The organism is Micromonospora sp. NPDC004540, assembly GCF_040610095.1.
Taxonomy (GTDB): domain Bacteria; phylum Actinomycetota; class Actinomycetes; order Mycobacteriales; family Micromonosporaceae; genus Micromonospora.
Genome location: NZ_JBEXLR010000065.1, coordinates 13,333 through 34,350 on the forward strand (window position 1 = coordinate 13,333; position 21,018 = coordinate 34,350).

At 74.3% G+C, this 21,018-nt stretch carries 18 protein-coding genes and 1 tRNA gene; 12 read left to right on the forward strand and 7 right to left on the reverse strand.

Annotated features, from left to right (window positions below):
* Positions 1-88: 88 nt before the first annotated feature.
* Complete coding sequence (locus ABZV78_RS20935; protein WP_355640889.1) at positions 89-892, reverse strand: S-methyl-5'-thioadenosine phosphorylase; 804 nt, start codon at positions 890-892, stop codon at positions 89-91.
* A gap of 132 nt (positions 893-1,024) precedes the next feature.
* Here ABZV78_RS20935 and ABZV78_RS20940 point away from each other — a divergent pair, with 132 nt between their 5' ends.
* The 3 genes from ABZV78_RS20940 to ABZV78_RS20950 all read left to right on the forward strand — a co-directional run bounded on the left by ABZV78_RS20940 (position 1,025) and on the right by ABZV78_RS20950 (position 4,118).
* Positions 1,025-1,615 (forward strand): YqgE/AlgH family protein, encoded by a 591-nt coding sequence (locus ABZV78_RS20940; protein WP_091259972.1) that lies wholly within the window; start codon positions 1,025-1,027, stop codon positions 1,613-1,615.
* Between the two features lie 90 nt (positions 1,616-1,705).
* Positions 1,706-1,778, forward strand: a tRNA-Ala gene (locus ABZV78_RS20945).
* 186 nt (positions 1,779-1,964) lie between these two features.
* Positions 1,965-4,118, forward strand: a complete 2,154-nt coding sequence (locus ABZV78_RS20950; RefSeq protein ID WP_355640891.1) for a glycogen debranching N-terminal domain-containing protein — start codon at positions 1,965-1,967, stop codon at positions 4,116-4,118.
* Between the two features lie 48 nt (positions 4,119-4,166).
* Here the strand turns inward: ABZV78_RS20950 and ABZV78_RS20955 are convergent, their stop codons facing one another.
* Positions 4,167-4,868, reverse strand: a complete 702-nt coding sequence (locus ABZV78_RS20955; RefSeq protein ID WP_355640893.1) for a DUF4184 family protein — start codon at positions 4,866-4,868, stop codon at positions 4,167-4,169.
* A gap of 63 nt (positions 4,869-4,931) precedes the next feature.
* Between ABZV78_RS20955 and ABZV78_RS20960 the strand changes: the two genes are divergently transcribed.
* A complete protein-coding gene (locus tag ABZV78_RS20960; RefSeq protein WP_355640894.1) occupies positions 4,932-5,273 on the forward strand; it encodes a VOC family protein in 342 nt (113 codons plus the stop codon).
* Positions 5,274-5,317: 44 nt separating this feature from the next.
* Here ABZV78_RS20960 and ABZV78_RS20965 read toward each other — a convergent pair whose 3' ends face one another.
* On the reverse strand, positions 5,318-6,385 hold the full coding sequence (locus ABZV78_RS20965; protein ID WP_355640896.1) for a glycerophosphodiester phosphodiesterase family protein: 1,068 nt from the start codon (positions 6,383-6,385) through the stop codon (positions 5,318-5,320).
* 159 nt (positions 6,386-6,544) lie between these two features.
* Positions 6,545-8,872, reverse strand: a complete 2,328-nt coding sequence (locus tag ABZV78_RS20970; RefSeq protein ID WP_355640898.1) for a DUF4153 domain-containing protein — start codon at positions 8,870-8,872, stop codon at positions 6,545-6,547.
* A 174-nt stretch (positions 8,873-9,046) separates the two neighbouring features.
* Here ABZV78_RS20970 and ABZV78_RS20975 point away from each other — a divergent pair, with 174 nt between their 5' ends.
* Entirely contained in the window at positions 9,047-9,976 is a 930-nt protein-coding gene (locus tag ABZV78_RS20975; RefSeq protein ID WP_355640899.1) for a lytic polysaccharide monooxygenase, read from the forward strand.
* A gap of 7 nt (positions 9,977-9,983) precedes the next feature.
* Here the strand turns inward: ABZV78_RS20975 and ABZV78_RS20980 are convergent, their stop codons facing one another.
* The 3 genes from ABZV78_RS20980 to ABZV78_RS20990 all read right to left on the reverse strand — a co-directional run bounded on the left by ABZV78_RS20980 (position 9,984) and on the right by ABZV78_RS20990 (position 11,998).
* Positions 9,984-10,451, reverse strand: coding sequence for a hypothetical protein (locus ABZV78_RS20980; protein ID WP_355640901.1), 468 nt, complete (start codon positions 10,449-10,451; stop codon positions 9,984-9,986).
* A 78-nt stretch (positions 10,452-10,529) separates the two neighbouring features.
* Positions 10,530-11,519 carry an L-glyceraldehyde 3-phosphate reductase gene (gene mgrA, locus ABZV78_RS20985; RefSeq protein ID WP_355640903.1) on the reverse strand — a complete coding sequence of 330 codons (990 nt, stop codon included), beginning with the start codon at positions 11,517-11,519 and terminating at the stop codon, positions 10,530-10,532.
* Between the two features lie 11 nt (positions 11,520-11,530).
* On the reverse strand, positions 11,531-11,998 hold the full coding sequence (locus ABZV78_RS20990) for a GNAT family N-acetyltransferase (protein ID WP_355640905.1): 468 nt from the start codon (positions 11,996-11,998) through the stop codon (positions 11,531-11,533).
* A gap of 66 nt (positions 11,999-12,064) precedes the next feature.
* On the opposite strand from ABZV78_RS20990, the gene ABZV78_RS20995 reads away from it, so the two are divergent.
* From ABZV78_RS20995 to ABZV78_RS21025, 7 genes are all read left to right on the forward strand, one after another.
* Positions 12,065-13,087: an aldo/keto reductase gene (locus ABZV78_RS20995; protein ID WP_355640907.1), complete on the forward strand. Its 1,023-nt coding sequence runs from the start codon at positions 12,065-12,067 to the stop codon at positions 13,085-13,087.
* Positions 13,088-13,092: 5 nt separating this feature from the next.
* Positions 13,093-13,590: a hemerythrin domain-containing protein gene (locus ABZV78_RS21000; protein WP_355640909.1), complete on the forward strand. Its 498-nt coding sequence runs from the start codon at positions 13,093-13,095 to the stop codon at positions 13,588-13,590.
* A 57-nt stretch (positions 13,591-13,647) separates the two neighbouring features.
* Positions 13,648-14,898: a histidine kinase gene (locus tag ABZV78_RS21005; protein ID WP_355640911.1), complete on the forward strand. Its 1,251-nt coding sequence runs from the start codon at positions 13,648-13,650 to the stop codon at positions 14,896-14,898.
* A complete protein-coding gene (locus ABZV78_RS21010; protein WP_355640913.1) occupies positions 14,895-15,545 on the forward strand; it encodes a response regulator transcription factor in 651 nt (216 codons plus the stop codon). The genes ABZV78_RS21005 and ABZV78_RS21010 overlap by 4 nt, the downstream gene beginning before the upstream one ends.
* A gap of 76 nt (positions 15,546-15,621) precedes the next feature.
* Positions 15,622-16,656 (forward strand): hypothetical protein, encoded by a 1,035-nt coding sequence (locus ABZV78_RS21015; RefSeq protein ID WP_355640915.1) that lies wholly within the window; start codon positions 15,622-15,624, stop codon positions 16,654-16,656.
* Between the two features lie 87 nt (positions 16,657-16,743).
* Positions 16,744-18,180 carry a magnesium chelatase gene (locus tag ABZV78_RS21020; protein WP_355640917.1) on the forward strand — a complete coding sequence of 479 codons (1,437 nt, stop codon included), beginning with the start codon at positions 16,744-16,746 and terminating at the stop codon, positions 18,178-18,180.
* A 2-nt stretch (positions 18,181-18,182) separates the two neighbouring features.
* Positions 18,183-20,135 carry a VWA domain-containing protein gene (locus ABZV78_RS21025; protein WP_355640919.1) on the forward strand — a complete coding sequence of 651 codons (1,953 nt, stop codon included), beginning with the start codon at positions 18,183-18,185 and terminating at the stop codon, positions 20,133-20,135.
* The last annotated feature ends 883 nt before the right edge of the window (positions 20,136-21,018 follow it).

Sequence of the window (21,018 nt, forward strand, 5' to 3'; positions counted from 1 at the left end):
CGCGCGTGCCGGAGACGGCCTGGTGATCAGTCCCCCGACCAGCCGAATCTATCGGGCCGAGGCCGGCTTTTCGGGCGCTTCCCGGCGCTCAGGGCAGCGGGAACGGCAGCTTGATCCCGTCCAGCGCCTGCCCGCAGGGGCAGTCCCGCTCGGCGGGCAGCGCGGCGACAGCGTCCAGCAGCACCCCGCGCAGCCGGTCGGTGTTCTCCGCGAAGACCCGGAAGACCTCCTCCTGGGTGACCGAACCGCCCGCCTCGACGCCAGCGTCCAGGTCGGTGACCAGGGCGATCGAGGTGTAGCAGAGGGCCAGCTCGCGGGCCAGCACCGCCTCCGGGTGGCCGGTCATGTTGACCACCGTGCCGCCGATCGAGGCGAACCAGCGCGACTCGGCCCGGGTGGAGAATCGCGGCCCCTCGACCACCACCACCGTCCCGCCGTCCACCGCCGGCACGCCCCGCCCGGCCGCCGCGTCGAGCATCGTCCGCCGCCCGGCCGGGCAGTAGGGGTCGGCGAACGACACGTGCACCGCGCCCTGGTCGTAGTAGGTCTGGGTGCGGCCGCTGGTGCGGTCGATGAGCTGGTCCGGCACCACGAACGTGCCCGGGCCCAGCTCCGGCCGGAGCCCGCCGACCGCGCAGGGCGCCAGCACCTGGCGTACGCCCAGGGAGCGCAGCGCCCAGAGGTTGGCCCGGTAGGGGATCAGGTGCGGCGGGTAGCGGTGGTCGCGCCCGTGCCGGGGCAGGAACGCCACCCGCCGGCCGGCCACCTCGGCGATCGTGACCGGGTCCGACGGCGCGCCGTACGGGGTCTCCAGCACGTGCTCGGTGGCGCCGTCGAGCAGGGCGTAGAGCCCGGACCCGCCGATCACCGCCAGTTCGGCCGTAGCCGCCATCCGGCCCTCCCTCGATCCCGCCGCGATCACCCGCCGGTCAGACCTTAGCCAGCGGGCGGACCGCAGGCTATGGTGCCTTGCATGGCGTTGACAGCGCGGCTGGTCGCGGCGTACGGCTGACGGGTGTCGGACATGCAGGGTGAGGGACAGGCGATCGGTGGCCGAGCCATGGATTCCATGACCGGGCGGCTGCTGGTCGCGACGCCTGCGCTGAAGGACCCGAACTTCGACCGTACGGTCGTGCTGCTCGTCGCCCACGAGCCCGGCGGCGCCCTCGGCGTGGTGCTCAACCGGGCCACCGAGGTCCCGGTGGCCGACGTCCTAGGCGACTGGAGCGACCTGGCCCGGCACCCCGCGGTGCTCTTCGAGGGCGGCCCCGTGCAGCCCGACTCGGCGATCTGCCTGGCCCGGATGCGCCACCCGATCAAGCCGGTGAAGGGCTTCCACCGGGTCTCCGGCGCGGTCGGCACCATCGACCTCTCCGTCGACCCGGAGAAGCTGCGCGACGCCGTCGGCGGGATCCGGGTCTTCGCCGGCTACTCGGGCTGGGGCGCCGGGCAGTTGGAGCGGGAGATCGAGGACGGGTCCTGGTTCGTGCTGGACGCCCTCCCCGGCGACGCCTTCGTCGACCGCCCGGACGATCTCTGGCCGATGGTGCTGCGGCGGCAGGGTGGCATGATGGCGGCGGTCGCCCACTTCCCGCCGGACGTGGCCCTGAACTGAGCCAGCCCGTGGGGGACCCCCGCGAGATGACCATGCCAACCGGCGTGTGTATAGTTCTCTCCGTGCCCGGGCGACCGGGGACGACCGCAAGGGGCCGTGGCGCAGCTGGTAGCGCACCACACTGGCAGTGTGGGGGTCAGGGGTTCGAGTCCCCTCGGCTCCACCCTTAGCGATCAGGGCGTTCGTCAGCGATGACGGACGCCCTTCGTCGTATCGGCACGTGCGTGGGCATGACGTGGCGGTAGATGGCATGATGTCCGGAGTACGGCGCTTTCGACCGCTGGGCACCTCTGGAAATCACTCGGTGCGGGTGATGACCGGCCACGACTTGTGTTCCTACGGTCAACGCATGGCCGACCAGCGTCCGACGCCTGCCGATCCGACGCCTCACCTCGCCGCGGCGAAGCGGAACGGCGCGCGGCAGCGGGATCTTCCGCCCGAACTCGACCCGGGTTCGATCGCCGTGCTCAGTGGTGCCACCTTCATGTACTCCGACCCCATCGGTGACATCCCGGTGGGCTCGATCGGTGGGCTCGTTCATCTCGACACCCGGCTGCTGAACCGATGGATGCTCACCGTGAACGGAGCACCGCTGCTGGTTCTCCGCTCCGGGACGGTCGACCACTACTCGGCGGAGTTCTACCTGGCCAATCCGGAACTGCCGGACCTGCCGGCGGACGCCCTCACGGTCCGCCGACGTCGCTATCTCGGGGACGGCCTGCACGAACGGATCGAACTGCACTACTCGGCCACCGAACCCGTCCGTGTCGAGCTGCGGCTGGGGGTCGGCAGCGACTTCGCCGACCTCTTGGAGATCAAATCCGGTGTGCGGGAACGCGCCGAGGCCATCGCCCGACGGCACCGAGCGGACAGCGGTCGACTGCTGTTCCGCTACGAGAACGGCGACTTCGTCGCCCAGACCGAGGTGCATGCGTCGCCGGTGCCGGACCGGGTGGACGGTGACGACTTCGTCTGGGTGCTCGACCTCCCGCCCGGTGCTGACTGGGGAGTCGATCTGAAGGTCGGCCTCCCGCCGGGCATGGGGGTGGTGGAGCCGGTGCGCGGCGACTTCGAGGACGTCTTCCGGCACAGCGCCGTCGATCCTGCCGCCCGGTGGCGCTCGGTGGTCGCACGATTCAGCAGCGACAGCAACCTGTTCGAGCAGGTCGTCGAGCAGACCCTCACGGACCTGGTCGCCCTACGCCTGGAAGCCGAAATGAACGGACAACGGGTCGCCCTGCCGGCAGCCGGACTGCCGTGGTTTCTCACCTTCTTCGGACGGGACACGCTGATCACGGCCTACCAGACGCTCATCGGCGGCCCACGCCTGGCCAAGGGGGCCCTGGTGGCGCTCGCCGGGTTGCAGGGCCGCAAGGTCGATGACTTCACCGACGAGGAGCCGGGCAAGATCCTGCACGAGGTGCGCAACGGCGAGTTGACGCGGACCGGGCAGAGGCCCTACAGCCCGTACTACGGCACCGCGGACGCGACCCAGCTCTGGCTCATCCTGCTCTCCGAGTACTGGCGGTTCACCCGCGACGACGAACTGGTCCGGTCGCTGCGCCCCAACGCCCTGGCCGCGCTCGAGTGGATCGACCGGTACGGCGACCGTGACGGCGACGGCTACGTCGAATACCTGACCCGGTCCCCGGAGGGCCTGGGCAACCAGTGCTGGCGTGACTCGTGGGACGGCGTCCGGTTCTCCGACGGCCGGTTGCCGGTCCTGCCGATCGCCACATGTGAGATCCAGGGCTACACGTACGACGCGAAACTGCGCCTGGCTGAGCTGGCTGAGGGGCCCTTCGACGATCCTGACCTGGCACCGCGCCTGCGGGCGGACGCCGAGCGGCTCCGGGCCGCGTTCAACCGGGATTTCTGGGTCGAGGAGCGGGGTGGGTACTACGCCATCGGGATCGACGGTGACAAGAATCGGATCGACTCCATCACCTCCAACATGGGGCACCTGCTGTGGAGTGGGATCGTGCCGGAGGAGCGCGCCGGGCAGGTGGTGCGGCAGTTGATGGCGGACTCCGTGTTCTCCGGCTGGGGGATCCGCACCCTGTCGATGGACGACGCGGCGTACAACCCGATCGGATACCACCTCGGCACGGTGTGGCCGCACGACAACTCCATCGCGGTGCTCGGAATGGCACGCTACGGCTACCGGGAGGAGGCGAACCGGGTCTGCCTGGCGCTGTTGGAGGCGGCGAAGGCATTCAGTTTCCGACTGCCGGAGGCGATCGCCGGCTATCAGCGGGGGCGCTCGACCTGGCCGGTGCAGTATCCCACCGCGTGCAGCCCGCAGGCCTGGGCGGCGGGCGCGCCGCTGAACTTCCTCCGGTGCATGCTCGGCCTCGACGCGGTGGGCGGCAAGCTGGTGGTCGACCCGCAGGTCCCCAAGGAGATCGGACGGGTCATGATCAGCGGGGCGCGGGCATTCGGTCGGCACTGGGACATCGAGGCCGTGGGCTCCACCGGATACGTCCGGCTGGCCGAGCCCTGACCGGTCGCGCCGACGTCCGGCGCGACACCCCCGAGCATGACAATCCGGTCATGGGCGGGCGAAAGCGGCGGGTCTGCGGAACAGCCGCGTGGCACCCGCGCCGGCCATCAGGCCGAGGGCCAGCGCCCCGATCAGCCGGCTCCCGGTGGTGTGTGGCAGGAACGCGCCCGGCAGCTGCGCGGCGACCACCGCCCCGGCGGCGCTCACCGCGGCGGCGACGGACCAGAACAGCCGAGGTCGCGCCGGAGCGGACCGCGGCTCGCCGTGCCACGCCCGCAGCAGCCCGCGACGCCCGATGTGCGCGGCGAGGGCCAGCGCGGCCAGCGCGCCGAGCACCGTCGAGGCCCAGTCGAACAGCGGTGCGTGCTCGGTCAGGCGATCCCACGCCTGGTGGGTCGCGGCCGCGAGCACGGCCGAGAGCGCGCTGACCGCCAGGCGGGGCCGGGAAACGCCCAGCACGCCGTAGTCACGCAGGGCCAGCGCGGCGGGTCGGGACGGCAGGTGGACGGCGACGGCCGGCGCGGCCCGGCGTACGAGCGCCGCGCAGAGAAGCGTCACGGGCAGGCAGAACAGCACCAGCCCGGCCGGCTGGTGCGAGAGCGGGAACACGGGCAGCCCCGAGCCGTCGAGGGCGTATGCCAGGTCCGGTGCGGCCGAGCCGATGACCAGGGCGACGCCGTCGAACCAGCGGGGTCGCCAGAGCTTGAGCGGCAGCGGCAGCGCGGCGTGCGAGGGGAACGTCAGCGGCACGGGCTCTTCTCTACACCAGCTCGGGGTGCCGTGGAGGCCCGGTCTGATGCCTAGCATGGCCTCATGACCGCAGATCTGTTCGCGGGCCTTCCCGTCCGCGACTACCGTGCGGCGGCGGCCTGGTACGAGCGGCTCCTCGGCGCCCCGCCCTCGTTCCTGCCGAACGACACCGAGGCGGTGTGGGAGCTCGCCGAGCACCGGTACCTGTACATCGAGGTGCGGCCCGAGCACGCCGGGCACGCCATGCACACCGTCTTCGTCGACGACCTCGACGCCCGCCTCGCGCAGATGGCCGAGCGCGGCCTGACGCCGGACGAGCGCGAGACCTACGACAACGGCGTCCGCAAGGCGATCTTCCGCGATCCGGACGGCAACGAGATCGGCTTCGGCGGCGGCCCGGCCTGACGGTGGAGGCGCCCGCCCCGCGGGACGGACGCCTCCACCGGGACTCAGCGCGGCTCGTACGCCTTCGGCAGGCGCATGCCCCGCTCGGCCATGAGCTGCCGGACCCGGTTCGGGTAGTTGGTGATGATCCCGTCGACGCCCAGGTCCATGAGCGCCGCCACGGTGGCCGGGTCGTCGCAGGTCCACGGCACGACCTTGAGGCCGCGGGCGTGCGCGTCGGCGATCATCTTCGGGTCCGGGTAGAAGCGGAAGGCGGGGTCGGCGACCGTGCCGTTCTGCGGGAAGCCGTAGTTGGGGGAGAGGGTGGTCACGCCGGGGATCGCGGCCGCCGCGCGGACGAAGTCGCCACCGAAGTCGTCCGCGTCCAGGCCGCCCAGCCACGGCGAGGCGCCGGGCTTGCCGACCTGGAGGAAGTCGTAGTTGGTCAGCGCCACCAGCGGCCAGCGCGGCGCGAGCCGGTGCATCACCCGCAGCGCACCCCAGTCGAAGGACTGGATGGTGACCTGGTCCTCGATGCCCGAGGCGCGGATCTCCTCGAAGACCCGGCGGACGAACAGCTCGCGCGGGGCGGTCTGCTCGGGGGCGCCGGCCTCCACCTTCGTCTCGATGTTCAACGTGATCTGGTGGGCGTCCCAGCTCCGCACCAGGTCCAGCACGTCCCGCAGCTCGGCCATCCGGACCCCGGCGATCTGCTCCTGCTCCGGGAAGCCGGGCAGCTGCTGGTAGCCGCAGTCCATGGTCTTGATCTGGGCCAGGGTCAGGTCCTTGATGTACTTCCCGACGTACGGGTACTGCGGGTCGCCCGGGGTCACCGGGCCGGTGTCGCGGCACTTCTGCGCGCTGACCTGCCGGTCGTGCGTGACGACCACCTTCTCGTCCCGGGTGACCTGGGTGTCCAGCTCCAGCGTGGTGACACCGAGGCGCATGGCCTTGGCGAAGCCGGCCAGGGTCTCCTCGGTGGTCAGCCCGATCCCGCCCCGATGCGCCTGCAGGTCGAAGTGGGTCTTCTGCGGCAGCACGCCGGGACCGGCCACGGGGGCCGCGTGGGCGGCCGTCGGCACGGCCAGCACCGCCCCGACGGCCAGCACCGTCATGAGCTGACGGACGGACATGGGAAAACCTCCGCTACCTCGATTGACGTTCGCGCAGCCGAAGGTAGGTGCGGGGTCGGTGTCCGCCGTGGCCCTGACGTGAGGGGGCGGTGAACGTTCGCGGACGCGCCGGGTGCGCCGACGGCCGGGCCACGGCGTTCCGCGGCCCGGCCGGCGGCGTCACCGGCGGGACTTGGGCAGGTCGAACTGGTCGGCCCGGCGGCAGTCCTTCGGACCACCGATCGCGTCCGGCCCGACCCGGTCGAGGGCCTGGCGGGCCCGGTGCCGGCCCAGGTTCCAGGCGTACCAGGGATCGGACTCCTCGAGGTCGTCGGCGATCCAGCTCAGCGTGCAGCGGCGCACCGGGTCGGGGAGCTTGGCCAGCGCGGGCGTGGCGTCGGCGGAGAGCGCCCGCAGGTACCACGCGTCGATCTTGCCGGTCTGCTCGTACCGGAGGATGTTGCGCTTCGCCGCGTAGTCCTCCGGGTTCAGCACGGCCAGGCCGAGCAGCATCGCCACGGCCAGCGCCACCGTGGTGCCGGGAATCCACCGGCCCTGCCAGCGCACGCCGGCCGCCAGGATCATCAGGAAGACCGCGCCGAGCAGCAGCTCGAACGCCATCACGAAGATCCGCTCGCCGGTGAAGCTGTAGACCTTCTGGTAGGTCCACATCCGGGACAGCGCCGACACCACGATCACCACGCTGAGCGCGCTGAGCAGGCCCAGCAGGACGCGCAGCAGGGTGCGCTCGACCGGCCGCTCGCGGCTGGCCCAGCGGCTCACCCCGCCCAGCACGGCCAGGGTCAGCAGGGTGACGAAGAGGAGCTGCCAGAAGCCGCTGCGGGCGTACTCGGAGTAGCTGAGCCCCGCGACCTTCTGCACGTGGCGCTGGCCGCCGAAGAGCACGGTGAACTGCACGATCACGAAGCCGACGAAGAGCAGCGTCAGTGCCCCGATGGCCGGCGCCCACTCCAGCACGCCGAGCCGGCGGGTGCTCGGCCGGTCCACCGTGGACAGGTCGGGCGGCGCGGCCAGGGTGTAGACCGCCGCGACGGCGATCAGCCCGCCGACCGCGGCCAGGAAGATCCAGCGGAACACCGTACCGACGTTGATCTCGGGGACGACGGCGTTCAGCACCTCGGAGAAGGCCGCGTCGGCCGAGGAGAGCAGGCTGCCGAAGACCAGCAGCACCAGCACGGTGGCGACCACCGACCCGGTGACCTTGCGGACCGTCCCGGCCTCCGGGGAGGCGGTGACGTGCCGGCGCACCCAGGGCAGGCCGCGGAACGCCGCGAACGGCGCGGCGACCAGGCCGAACAGGATCGAGCGGACCAGCCGGCCGCCGACGATCGCCAGGGTGGCGCAGGCCAGCGCGCCGAGCACGCAGAACGTCACCAGCCACCAGGCGTTGCGGAAGGCCAGCACGGCGAGCAGGACCAGCGCCGCCGCCGCCCACCCGCCGCGGATCAGCCGCTCGACGCGGGGCAGTTCGGCGGTGCGCCGGCGCACCGCGACCAGCACGCCGAGGGTCAGCGTGAGCCAGCCCAGGAACCAGCCGATGCCGACCCGACTCAGCGGCACGAAGAACGCGATGCCGAGCGCGCCGGCCAGCACCGCCAGCGGGACCGCCCGACCGGTGGCCTGCTTCGGGCCCGGCCAGCGGGCGCCGAGGAACGAGGTCCGGGGTCCGCGCGGCCGGGGCGTCCAGCCGGGCGGGTAGCCACCCCAGGGCTGCGGCCCGTACCCGGTCGCCGGATACGGCGGCGCGGCGGCCGGCTGGACCGGTCCCGCGGCGGGCTGCTGGGCGCTGGAGGCGGGCGGCGGTGCCGTCGTGCTGGCGGCCGGGGTCGCGGCTGTCGCCGGGATGGGCGCTGCCTGGGCTTCTGGTCCGGCCTTCCTGGCCGGTGCCGGCTCGGCCTCGGCGGTGGGCGGTCCGGCCGGCGTGGCGGCGCGGTCGGTCTCCGTGCCGGCACCGCCGTCAGCGGACTCCGCCGGCGGGTTCTCACCGGCTGGCGGCCGCCCGCCGGACGCGGTGCCGCCCGACGGCGCGCCGGGCGCCGGGGCCGTCGGCGTCGACCCGGCCGTGCCGGTTGTCGGGGACGTCGGAGCGGAGCCGGCCGCGCCGGCGCTGGGGGTGGCCGGGACGGGCGTCGCGCCGCTCCGGGTCGGGCTCTCGACGGCCGGCGGAGTGGCCTGGGTGGGCACGCCCGGTGCGGGGACCAGCATCCGCGGGGCGGCCGGCTGCCCGGGGGCCGCGACCGGCTCTCCCTCGGCCACCGGCACCAGCGGCACGAAGAGCGCGTAGCCGCGGGTGCCGGGAGGCACGACCACCGGGATGGCCCAGGCGGGCTGCCCCTCCGGGCCGGGCCACGGCAGCGCGGCCGGCGCGCCCGCCACGTCGGGCAGGACGAGCAGGTGCGGCGGGACGTCGGCGTGGACGTCGCCGGTCGGGGACCCGGCCGCCGGGGCGGGTCGGGGCGGATCTGGCGTCTGTGGCGGCTCGGACACGGCTCGCTCCTTGATCGCGGGGTGCCGTCACTGTAGGGCCCCGCCCCGCTCCGGCGCCGCCCCGACCGTCCGTTCGGCCAGGACACCCGAGCCGGCCGTGGAGTGCGCCACACCGGCGCGCCGATCGAACCTTTGCCGCCCCGCGCCCGTACCAGTGCGCGGGAGGTCGATGACATGGCCGTACGCCGCACGCTCGCCGCGCTCGCCGCCGTCGCCGCGACCCTGCTGCTCACCGGCGTGCCGGCGAGCGCGCACGGCGCCCCCACCAGCCCGCTGAGCCGGGCCGCCGCCTGCGGTCCGGAGGGTGGCCGGGCGGACACGCCGGCCTGCCGGGCCGCGATCGCCGCCGGAGCAGCCGTGCGGGAGTGGGACAACATCCGGGTGGCCCAGATCGACGGTCGGGACCGGGAGCGGATTCCCGACGGGGAACTGTGCAGCGGCGGGCTGTCCGCCTACCGGGGGCTGGACCTGCCCCGGGCGGACTGGCCGGCCACCACGCTCACCGCCGGGGCCCGGCACACCTTCCGCTACCGCACCACGATCCCGCACAAGGGCACGTTCCGGTTCTACGCCACCACCGACTCGTACGCCCCGACCCGCCGGCTGATCTGGGCCGATCTTGAGGACGAGCCGTTCCTGACGGTCACCGATCCGCCGATCCGCGACGGCGCCTACGAGATGCCGGGGCGGCTGCCGGCCGGGCGCACCGGGCGGCACGTCATCTACACGATCTGGCAGAACTCCAACACCCAGGACACCTACTACTCCTGCTCCGACGTGGTGTTCCGGTCATCGTCCGGCGGGGCGGCGTCCGGGCCGCGTACCCAGCGGTCGGCGCCGCCCCCGGCGAGCGCGGCGGCCCCGCGTGCCGTGCCGAGGGCGGCGACCGGCGGCGGAGCCGGCGACCCGGCGGCGGGGGTGCCGGTGGCGGCGGTGACCGACACCGGCGGAGTTCCCCGGCCGCTGGTGGTCGGCGCGGCGGCCGGGGTCACCGCGCTGCTCGCGGCCCTGGTGGCGCTGCGGCTGCGGCGGGCCGGCAGCGTGCCGGCCGGCCGGCCGTGCGGAGTCCGCAACCACCGCGCCGGCCGCCGCCGGATCTGGTGACCGGCGGTCAGTCCCCGGAGAAGCCCCAGAAGTGCAGCTCGGCCGGGTTGCCGGCGGCGTCGTGCAGCACGGCCCAGCGCCCCGTCCACCGCTCGCCCACGAGTTCCCAGCCCAACGCGGGCAGGTGCTCCCGGGTGAGCCGATCGGCGCCGGCGATCACCCGCGTCTCCTCGGCGCTCAGCGCTTGCAGCCCGCCGAAGGCCGGCGCCGCGCCGGGGGCGAGCACCTCGTCGACGTCGAGGATGGAGTGGCTGCCGCACTCCTGGACCAGCTCATGGCTCCACAGCTCGTCGATGTCGGCCGGCGGCGGGGCGGCGGCCCGGCGCGCCGCGTCGACGTCGTCGGCGCCGGGGCAGTAGTCACCGAGCGCCCACCAGTAGTCGCCGTCGTGGAAGACCCGCTCCTGCAACGCCACCAGCGCGGCCTGCGGATCGGCCTGCCAGGGGACGGTGTAGCTCCAACCGGAGGCGCCCATCCACGTCCGCCCTTCGTCCCGGACCGCACCGCGCGGCCGTCCGGGACGGAACCTAGCGGCACGGTCCGACAACGTGCGTCAGCCCAGGTGGCGGTCGATCTCGGCCAGCTCCTCGACGCCGAGGTCGAGGTTGTCCAGCGCCGCGACGTTCCCCTCCAGTTGCGCCACGCTGCTCGCCCCGATGATCAGGCTGGTCATCCGGGGGTCGCGCAGCGCCCAGGCCAGCGCGAGCTGGGCCAGGCTCTGGCCGCGCCGTTCGGCGACCGCGGCGAGCCCGCGGATGGTGGCCATCTTCTCCTCGCTGAGGTCGCTCTCGTTGAGGAAGACGCTGGTCCGCACCCGGGAGTCGGCCGGGATGCCGCCCAGGTAGCGGTCGGTGAGCAGGCCCTGCGCCAGCGGGCTGTAGGCGATGCAGCCCGCGCCGGCCCGGTCCAGCGTGTCCAGCAGCCCGTCGGCCTCGGTCCAGCGGTTGAGCATCGAGTACGACGGCTGGTTGATCAGCAGCGGGGTGCCCAGCTCGCGGAGGATCTCGGCGGCCCGGGCGGTCTGCTCGGAGTTGTAGTTGGAGATGCCGACGTAGAGCGCCTTGCCGGAGCGGACGACGGCGTCCAGCGCGCCCATCGTCTCCTCCAGCGGGGTGTCCGGGTCGAACCGGTGCGAGTAGAAGATGTCGACGTAGTCGAGCCCCATCCGGCGCAGCGACTGGTCCAGCGAGGAGATCAGGTACTTCCGCGAGCCCCACTCGCCGTACGGGCCGGGCCACATCAGATAACCGGCCTTGCTGGAGATGACCAGCTCGTCCCGGTACGGCTTCAGGTCGGTGGCGAGCAGCCGGCCGAAGTTCTCCTCGGCGGCGCCGGGCGGCGGGCCGTAGTTGTTGGCCAGGTCGAAGTGGGAGATCCCCAGGTCGAAGGCGCGCCGGACGATGTCCCGCTGCCGCTCGTACGGGCGGTCCGGCCCGAAGTTGTGCCACAGCCCGAGCGAGATGGCGGGCAGGCGCAGGCCGCTCCGGCCGCTGCGGCGGTAGATCATCGAGTCGTAACGGTCTTCGCTGGCTAGGTAGGTCACGAGTGCAGACCCTAGTCCCGGCCGGCGTGCAGGTCGTAGCGGAGTCTGGGCAGCTCCCGCCCGGTGGACGGGGAGACCGAGGTGCCGGCCGGGGTCGCGCCCACGTGCCGGTAGAACGGCTCGGCGCCCGGGTCGGCCTCGATCCATAGGACCCGTGCACCGAGGGAGCGGGCCGTGGCCGCCGCGTGGTCGAACAGCGCGCGGCCGGTGCCGGTGCCGATCGCCGGCGGGTCCACGAAGAGCATGGCCAGCTCGACGTCGGGCGGATCGCCGGCCAGCACCGCGAGCCCCACCGGCCGGCCGTCCCGCTCGGCCACCGCCACCGGATGGTCGGCCACCGTCTGCGGGGTGAGGGTCAGCTCGGCGCGGCACCGGGCCAGGAACTCGGCGTCGTAGCCCCAGTGCGCCTTGGACCGCAACGCCAGCTCGGTCAGCTCGGCGGCCTCGTCGGGGCGGGCGGGGCGGATGCGCGGCGTCATCCGCCAATCCTGCCTCGCGGGGGCGATCCGGCGTGCGGCCGCACCGACGGGCGTAGCTTCGGAGCCATGCGCTACGTCCCGCTCGACACCCCCAAGCCGATCTCGAAGATCGGCCTGGGCACGTGGCAGTTCGGCTCGCGTGAGTGGGGCTACGGCCCCGACTACGAACAGCGGGCGGCGCAGATCGTCCGGCGGGCGCTCGACCTGGGCGTCACCCTCTTCGACACCGCCGAGATCTACGGCTTCGGCCGCAGCGAGCGCATCCTCGGCGCGGCGCTCCGACCACTCCAGCTCGGCGCGTCTGACGCCGCGCCGCGACCTGGAGCAGTCGTCGGCGACGACCGGGCCAAGGTCGTGGTGGCCAGCAAGGTCTTTCCGGTGCTGCCGCTCGCCCCGGTGGTGCAGCAGCGGGCGGTCGCCTCGGCCGCCCGGCTCGGCGTCACCGGCATCGACCTCTACCAGGTGCACCAGCCCAACCCGGTGGTCGCCGACACCACCACCATGCGGGGGATGCGCGCGCTCCAGGACGTCGGGCTGGTCGGCGAGGTCGGGGTCAGCAACTACGGCCTGCGCCGCTGGCGGTTCGCCGAGGCCGCGCTGGGCCGCCGGGTGCTGAGCAACCAGGTCCGCTACAGCATGATCGACCGCGGCCCCGAGGAGGACCTGATCCCGTACGCGGCGGAGGCCGGCCGGATCGTCATCGCGTACAGCCCGCTGGGGCAGGGCTTCCTCTCCGGCCGGTACGACGCCCGGAACCCGCCCGCCGGGGCGGTCCGGCGGGCCAACCCGTACTTCCTGCCCGAGAACCTGGAACGGGGCACCGAGCTGATCGCCACGCTGCGCGAGGTGGCCGACGCGCACGACGCCACGCCCAGCCAGATCGCCCTGGCGTACCTGCTCCGCCACCCCAACGTGGTGGCCATTCCCGGCGCCTCGGGGGTCGAGCAGATGGAGCGCAACGCGGCCGCTGCCGAGATCGACCTGGCCGACGACGAGTACGCCGCGCTCGCCACCGCCGCCCACGCGTTCCGCCCGGTCACCGGGCTGGCCGCCGTACCCAAGCTGATCCGCGCCCGCATCCGGAAGTGACCACCATGGACGACATCACCGCACTGATCCTCGACGACCACGCCGCCTTCCGCCGCGGGTTCGCCCGGCTCGACGACGCCCGCGACCCCGCCGAGCTGCTGGCCGTGTGGGAGGCGCTCGCCCTGCACCTGGACATCCACGCCGAGGCGGAGGAGGCCATCCTCTACCCGCACCTGGTGAGGCACGGCGACGACGGGGCGGAGGAGACCGAGGACGCCATCGGCGACCACAACAAGATCCGGGATGCCATCGCCGAGTCGAAGCTGCACGAGGTCGGCTCGGACGCCTGGTGGGCGGCCGTGTGGCGGGCCCGCCGGGAGAACAGCGAGCACCTGGCCGAGGAGGAGGACGAGGCGCTGCCCGACTTCCGGCGGCACGCCGGCGTCGAGCTGCGGGCCGAGCTGGGGGCGCGCTGGCTGAGGTTCTACGGCGAGCACAAGAACGGTCGCAACCTGCCCTTCCGCGACAAGGACCCGGAGAGGTATGTCCAGGACCACCGCTGACCCGATCTCCCCGTCGCGGGGGAGTCGGCGGGCGCTCCCCGGCGGCAGAATGACCGGGTGACGGTCCCGGTCGTGCTGGCGCCGCTGGTGCGCGGGAGCACCTGGCGACGCGCCGTGTTCCTGCTCCTCGGCGGCGTGCTCGCCCTGCCGTACGCGCTGCTCGCGGCGACGTTCGCGCAACTGCTCGGCAACGACGACGTGCCCCGCCCGGTCGGCGCCGGGCTGCTGCTGGTGGCCGCCGTGCTCGCCGCCGTGCCGGTGTTCCTCGCCGGCAGCCGGGCGCTGGAGATCGCCGCCGCCCGGGCGCTGCTCGCGGTCGACCTGCCCGAGCCCGCCCCGGTCCACCGGATCGACCGGGAGACCCGGCTGCGCGCCGCGCTCTGGATCGCCCTGCACCTGCTCACCGGCGCGCTGGTGCTGTTCGCGGCGATCAGCGCGTTCCCCATGGCGCTGGTCTTCCTCGCCGGGCTGGCCGGCGTCGACACCGGCGTCGGCCCCGGCGACGGCTTCGGCCCATTCGACCCGGACCACCCGGTCGCGGCGGGACTGGCCGGGCTGGCCCTGCTGGTCGCGCTCGGGTATGCGGTCGCCGGGCTGGGCGCGCTCGCCGCCTCGATGGCGCCGGTGCTGCTCGGTCCGGCGCAGGCCGAGCGGATCGCCGCCCTGGAGGCCCGGTCCGCCCGGCTGGCCGAGCGCAACCGGCTCGCCCGGGAGCTGCACGACTCGGTGGGGCACGCGCTGACCGTGGCGACCCTCCAGGCCGGGGCCGCCCGCGAGCTGATCGACAGCGACCCGGAGTTCACCCGGCGGGCGCTGCGCGCCATCGAGGAGACCAGCCGCCGCGCCATGGACGACCTGGACCACGTGCTCGGGCTGCTCCGGGAGAACGACGACGGGCGGGGGCCCGCGCCCACCGCGCCGCAGGCCACCCTGGCCGGGCTGGACCGGCTGGTCGCCGACACCCGGGCCGCCGGCCTGGCCGTGGAGTCCCGGGTCAGCGGGGCACTGGCCGACCTGCCGGCCGTGGTGTCCCGGGAGGGCTACCGGATCGTGCAGGAGGGGCTGACCAACGCGGCCCGGCACGGCCGGGGGCCGGTGCGCCTGCGGGTGGCCGTACCCGACGGGTGTCTGGAGATCGAGCTGGTCAACGGGCTGCGCGGCACGACCGGGCCGGGTGGCGGCGGGCGCGGCCTGGACGGCATGCGGGAGCGGGTGCTGCTGCTCGGCGGGCGGCTCACCGCCGGCCCGGAGGGCGACCGCTGGCGGGTCCGGGCCGTCCTGCCGGCGCCGAGGGGGGAGACCCGGTGACCATCGACGTGCTGATCGTCGACGACAACGAGCTGATCCGGGTCGGCCTGCGGGCGATCGTGGCCGCCCAGCCGGACCTGCGGGTGGTCGGCGAGGCCGCGGACGGCGCCGAGGTGCCGCCGCTGGTGGCCCGGCTGCGCCCGCGGGTGGTGCTCATGGACGTTCGGATGCCGGGCATCGACGGCATCCAGGCCACCCGGCGGCTGCTGGCCGCCTCCGCCGACCCGCCCCGGGTCCTGGTGGTCACCACGTTCGCCAACGACGAGTACGTCTACGACGCGCTGCGCGCCGGGGCCAGCGGCTTCCTGCTCAAGCGGGCCCGCCCGGCCGAGGTTGTGGAGGCGATCCGGGTGGTGGCGGCCGGCGAGTCGCTGCTCTTCCCGGCGGCGATCCGCCGGCTCGTCGGCGCGTACGGCGGCCGGGGCTCCGACGGGCTGCGGGCGGCCCGGCTCACCGAGCGGGAGGGCGAGGTGCTGCGGCTGATGGCCGCCGGGCTGTCCAACCCGGAGATCGCCGACCGGCTGGTGGTCGGCGTGGAGACGGTCAAGACGCACGTCGGCAACGTGCTGGCCAAGCTCGGGGTGCGCGACCGGACCCAGGCGGTGATCGCCGCGTACGAGTCGGGTTTCGTGGTGCCGACCGGCTGACCGCTCCCTCCGGTGGGGGAGGCGGTCCACCCCGGCGCGGGAGGGATCCGGGGCCCGGCCGGCCGAGGCTGAGGGCATGACGACAACGACCGTTTCCCCACCCCCTCGGGCCGCCCGGACGCGGCTCGACCTGGCCGCCCCGCTGGCCGCCGCCTGGCTCGGCGGCTGGGGCGTGCTCGCCCTGCTCTCGACGCTGACCGGTGCGGGTTACCCGTTCGGCGCCAACGATCCCCACGGCGGCGACGCCGCCGGCCTGCTCCGGCACGTTCCGGTCTCCGTCGGCCCGCCCCTGTTCGCGGCGGTCCTGCTGATCGCGGCTGTCGCCGCCCTCGCCATGACCGGTGCTGCTGGCCCGCCGTCCCGGCCGCTGCGCGTCCTGCTCACCGGGTACGCCGCAGCCGTGGCCCTGGTGCTGGCGGTGGTGATTCCCGGGATGCGAGTGCTGGCCCTGCTCGGCTACGCCCCGATGCTGATCATCGGAGCTCCGTTCGGCTGGCCCCCCGTCGACTACGCCGAGGTCTTCACCTGGCCGCTGTTCGCCCGCCTGGCCGCCCTCGCCGGTGGGATGCTGCTGGCCGGCGCGCTGCTCAGCTGGCGGCGCCGGACCGCCGAGGGGCCGCCGCCCGGCTGGACCGCGCCCGCCTCGGCCGCCCGCTGGGGCCGTTGGGCGGCCTGGACGGCGGCCGTCATCCCGGTGCTGTACGCCGTCACCCGGTTCGCGTGGCTGGCCGGGGTTCCGCTGGGCATGTCCCGGGAGACGCTCACCGAGATGCGGGCCGACGGGGCCGTCTGGGCGGGTGCCGGGCTGGGGGCGTTCGGCGTGGTCGGCGCGGTGCTCACCCTCGGGCTGGTGGCGCGGTGGGGCGAGCGGTTCCCGCGCTGGCTGCCCGGGTTGGCGGGTCGCCGGGTGCCGGTGCTCCTCGCCGTGATCCCGGCCGGCCTGGTCGCGCTCGCCGTCCTGGCGGCCAGCCTGGACCTGCTGGCCGCCCCGGAGTTCCTCGACCTGATCCGCGAGGGCAACTCCGCCGCCCTGCCGATGGCCCTCTGGCCCGTCTGGGCGGTCGCGCTGGCCGCCGCCGCGTACGCCTACCAGCTCCGCCGCCGGGGGTGAGCGCCCGGAGGCCGGTCCCGGCACGGGGCGGGGCCGGCCTCCGGCGCTTCCCGGGCGGCGCCCGATTTCCGAGATAGCGTTGGTCGGGTGACTGCGCCCAACCAGGTTCCCCCGGTCCCGCCCGCCGACCTGCCCGGCACGCTCGGCGAGCTGCGGGCCTCCGGCCACCACTACCGCACGGTCAAGCAGGAGCTCCGCGACAACCTCCTGGCCCGGATGCGCGCCGGCGAGGAACGCTTCCCCGGCATCGTCGGCTACGAGGACACGGTGCTGCCCGAGGTCGAGCGGGCCCTGCTCGCCGGCCACGACATGGTGCTGCTCGGCGAGCGCGGCCAGGGCAAGACCCGGCTGATCCGCTCGCTCGGCGCGCTGCTCGACGAGTGGACCCCGGTGATCCCCGGCTCGGTGCTCAACGAGCACCCGCTGCACCCGCTCACCCCGGCGTCGCGCGCCCTGGTCGCCGAGCGCGGCGACGATCTGCCGATCGGCTGGCTGCACCGCTCGATGCGGTACGGCGAGAAGCTGGCCACCCCGGACACCAGCGTCGGCGACCTGATCGGCGACGTCGACCCGGTCCGGCTCGCCCAGGGGCGCACCCTCGGCGACCCGGAGACCATCCACTTCGGACTTGTGCCGCGCACCAACCGGGGCGTCTTCGCCGTCAACGAGCTGCCCGACCTGGCCGAACGGATCCAGGTGGCGCTGCTCAACGTGCTGGAGGAGCGGGACATCCAGGTCCGCGGCTACCAGCTCCGGCTCCCGCTGGACCTGCTCCTGGTGGCCAGCGCCAACCCGGAGGACTACACCAACCGCGGCCGGATCATCACCCCGCTCAAGGACCGCTTCGGCGCGGAGATCCGTACCCACTACCCGCTCGACCTGGCGCTGGAGCTGGCCCTGATCCGGCAGGAGGCCGACCTGGTCGCCACCGTCCCGGAGCACGTGCTGGAGGTGCTCGCCCGGTTCGCCCGCGCCGTGCGGGAGTCGCCGTCGGTGGACCCGCGTTCCGGTGTCTCCGCCCGGTTCGCCATCGCCGCCGCCGAGACCGTCGCCGCCGCCGCGCTGCGCCGCGCCGGCCTGCTGGCCGGTTCCGCCCAGGAGGCCCCGGTCGCCCGGGTCGGCGACGCCGTCTCGGTGACCTCCACCCTGCGCGGCAAGGTCGAGTTCGAGAGCGGTGAGGAGGGGCGGGAGATCGAGGTCCTCGGCCACCTGCTGCGGACCGCCACCGCCGAGACGTTCCGGGACCGGCTGGCCGGGCTGGACCTCTCCGGGTTCACCGCGCTGGTCGCCGAGGGCGGCGAGATCGAGACCGGCGAGCTGGTCTCCTCGGCCGAGCTGCTCCGCCAGGTCGGCACCGTGCCCGGGCTGGCCAAGGTGCTCGACCGGCTCGACCTCGGCGACGCGCCCACCCCCGCGGAGGCCGCCGCCGGGATCGAGTTCGTCCTGGAGGGGCTGCACCTCACCCGCCGCCTGGGCAAGGACGTCACCGAGTCCGGGCGCACCGTCTACGGCGGCCGGGGCTGACCGTGGCCGGCAACCGGTTCCGGTACGGGCAGTGGCGCGGCGGGCCCGACCCGCTCGCCCCGCCGTACGACGTACGTGCCGCGGTGGACGCGGTCGGCGCGGAGGTCCTCGCCGGCGGCAGCCTGCGGGAGGCGCTGCGCGACCTGCTGCGGCGCGGCCCGCAGGGGCGCGGCGGCCTGGACGACCTGGCCGCCCGGGCCCGCCGGCTGCGCCGCGAGGCGCTGCGCCGGGGCGACCTGGACGGCGCGGTGACCCGCGCTCAGGCGCTGCTCGACCAGGCCCTCGCCGCCGAGCGGGAGGAACTGCGCGGGCGGGACGGCGACGACGCCCGCTTCGCGGAGGCGGTGCTGGACAACCTGCCCCGCTCGACCGCCCGGGCCGTCGAGGAGCTGTCCGGGTACGACTGGGCCAGCGACGAGGCGCGCGCCAGCTACCAGCGCATCCTCGACGGGCTGCGCGGCGACGTGCTGGAGCAGCGCTTCGCCGGGCTGCGCGACGCGGCGCGGGCCGCCGCCGACCCGGCCGCCCAGCGGCAGCTCGCCGAGATGATGAGCGACCTCAACGACCTGCTCGCCCGGCACGCCCGGTCGGAGGACACCACCGACGCGTTCGCCGAGTTCATGCGCCGGCACGGCGAGTTCTTCCCGGAGCGGCCGAAGGACGTCGACGAGCTGATCGACGTGCTGGCCCGGCGGGCGGCGGCCGGGGAGCGGCTCATGCGGTCGCTGTCGGACCGGCAGCGCGAGGAACTGGCCGGGCTCATGCGCCAGTCCCTCGGCGAGCAGTTGGCCGGGGAGCTGTCCCAGCTCGACGCCCACCTGCGGTCGCTGCGCCCCGACCTCAACTGGCGGCGCGGCGAGCGGGTCCGGGGCGACCAGCCGCTCGGCTACGGCGAGGCCACCGGCGCGCTCGGCGAGATCGCCGAACTGGACGAGCTGCTCGACTCCCTCGACCAGGACCACCCCGGGGCCACCCTGGACGACGTCGACGTCGAGGCGGTCGCCCGGACGCTGGGCCGCGACGCCGCCGACGACGTACGCCGGCTGCGCGAACTGGAAAACGAGCTGCGCCGACAGGGCTGGGTGACCCGGGACGCCGAGGGGCTGACGCTCAGCCCGAAGGCGCTGCGCCGGCTCGCCGGCACCGCCCTGCGCCGGGTCTTCGCCGACCTGACCGCCGGCCCGCGCGGCCAGCACGACCTGCGCTCCGCCGGCGCGGCCGGTGAGGTGAGCGGCGCCTCCCGGCAGTGGGAGTACGGCGACGAGCAGCCCCTCGACGTGGTCCGCACCCTCACCCGCGCGGTCCGCCGGGGCGGCCCCGGGGTGCCGGTGCAGCTCGCCGTCGAGGACTTCGAGGTGATGGAGACCGAACGGCGGGCGTCGGCGGCGGTGGCGCTCTGCGTCGACCTGTCGTACTCGATGATCTCCCAGGGGCGCTGGGGGCCGATGAAGCAGACCGCGCTGGCCCTATCGCACCTGATGGCGACCCGCTTCCCGCAGGACGCCCTGCAGATCGTCGGGTTCGGCCGGGAGGCCATGCCGCTGACCCAGCAGGAGTTGGCCGCGGTGGAGCCGGACATGGAGCAGGGCACCAACCTCCAGCACGCGCTGCGGTTGGCCGGGCGGCACCTGCGCCGGCACCCGGGCGCCGAGCCGGTCGTGCTGGTGGTCACCGACGGCGAGCCCACCGCCCACCTCGACCCGGAGGACGGCGAGGCGTACTTCCACTGGCCGCCGCTGCCGGAGACCATCGAGGCGACCGTCCGCGAGGTGGACAAGCTGACCCGGTACGGGGCCACGCTCAACCTGTTCATGCTCGGTGACGACCCGGGCCTGCGCCGCTTCGTCGACGCGGTGGCCCGGCGCTCCAAGGGGCGGATGTTCACCCCCGACCTCGACGACCTCGGCGAGTACGTCGTCTCCGACTACCTCCGCGCCCGCCACGGCCGCCGCTGACCTGTTCCTCCGCTCCAGCTCCCGTGCTCGGCGGGCCCGGGCGGCGTGGTGGCGGTGTCTGGCACGCGTGGTACCCCGCCACGCGGCGCGACCTGGCGGCTGAATGAGCGCAGCCCTGCGCGCTCCAGAGCCGCATGATCGACTGCGGCTCGCCGTGGTGGCGGTGTCCGGAGTCGATGAGCGCTGGCCTGTGCGCTCCAGAGCTGCTTGGTTGACTCCGGCGCGCGGTGGCGGCGGAGTCCGGTATGCGAGGTTGCCGGGGCCGGTGCCGGCGACCTGGTGTTGATGAGGTGGGGGCCGACGGGCCGTTGCCGCCGGCCAACCTGCTCGGGGCGGCAGGTCATCCAGACTGCCCGGCGGTCTGGGGTGAATGTCCGTTTTCCGCCGTCGCTCAGCGGCTGAGTGGAACGCCATGGATGTCTCCGGCGCCCGGACACCTCCATGGCGTTCCACCGACGGGTGTTGGCCTGGGCGGGGTGTCCGTTTCGCGGGTGGTCGGCGGCACTCTGACGGTGGAATGGCGGGCGGGCGGGGGTCGTTGTATCCCGGTGAACGACCGAGGAAGACGCCCCGCCAGCCGGGGTGGCCGGCCCCCGGGGCCGCCCGCCGAGGTGGGTGTGCCGATCCCGGAATGATGGTGGGCCGCCGGTCGTTGTACATGGTCCCGGCGCGACGAAGAGGCTCCGCCCCGTGCGCCGATGATCCCCCAAGACTTTCCTTGAGCGCCTGACGTGGTGCTTGCGCACACCAGTTAGCCGATCCCCCGGTCGGCGTGTGTGCGCCAACCTCCGAATGGAGCTACCCCCATGAACACGATGCTGCGTAAGAGCGTGCTCGGTATTGCTGGTCTGGCCTTCACCGGTGGCGTGTTCGCCGGTCCGAT

Coding starts and splice junctions, on each gene's coding strand:
- ABZV78_RS20935 (WP_355640889.1), bottom strand. CDS start 892: ATGGCGGCTACGGCCGAACTGGCGGTGATCGGCGGGTCCGGGCTCTAC.
- ABZV78_RS20940 (WP_091259972.1), top strand. CDS start 1,025: ATGCAGGGTGAGGGACAGGCGATCGGTGGCCGAGCCATGGATTCCATG.
- ABZV78_RS20950 (WP_355640891.1), top strand. CDS start 1,965: ATGGCCGACCAGCGTCCGACGCCTGCCGATCCGACGCCTCACCTCGCC.
- ABZV78_RS20960 (WP_355640894.1), top strand. CDS start 4,932: ATGACCGCAGATCTGTTCGCGGGCCTTCCCGTCCGCGACTACCGTGCG.
- ABZV78_RS20965 (WP_355640896.1), bottom strand. CDS start 6,385: ATGTCCGTCCGTCAGCTCATGACGGTGCTGGCCGTCGGGGCGGTGCTG.
- ABZV78_RS20975 (WP_355640899.1), top strand. CDS start 9,047: ATGGCCGTACGCCGCACGCTCGCCGCGCTCGCCGCCGTCGCCGCGACC.
- ABZV78_RS20980 (WP_355640901.1), bottom strand. CDS start 10,451: ATGGGCGCCTCCGGTTGGAGCTACACCGTCCCCTGGCAGGCCGATCCG.
- ABZV78_RS20990 (WP_355640905.1), bottom strand. CDS start 11,998: ATGACGCCGCGCATCCGCCCCGCCCGCCCCGACGAGGCCGCCGAGCTG.
- ABZV78_RS20995 (WP_355640907.1), top strand. CDS start 12,065: ATGCGCTACGTCCCGCTCGACACCCCCAAGCCGATCTCGAAGATCGGC.
- ABZV78_RS21000 (WP_355640909.1), top strand. CDS start 13,093: ATGGACGACATCACCGCACTGATCCTCGACGACCACGCCGCCTTCCGC.
- ABZV78_RS21015 (WP_355640915.1), top strand. CDS start 15,622: ATGACGACAACGACCGTTTCCCCACCCCCTCGGGCCGCCCGGACGCGG.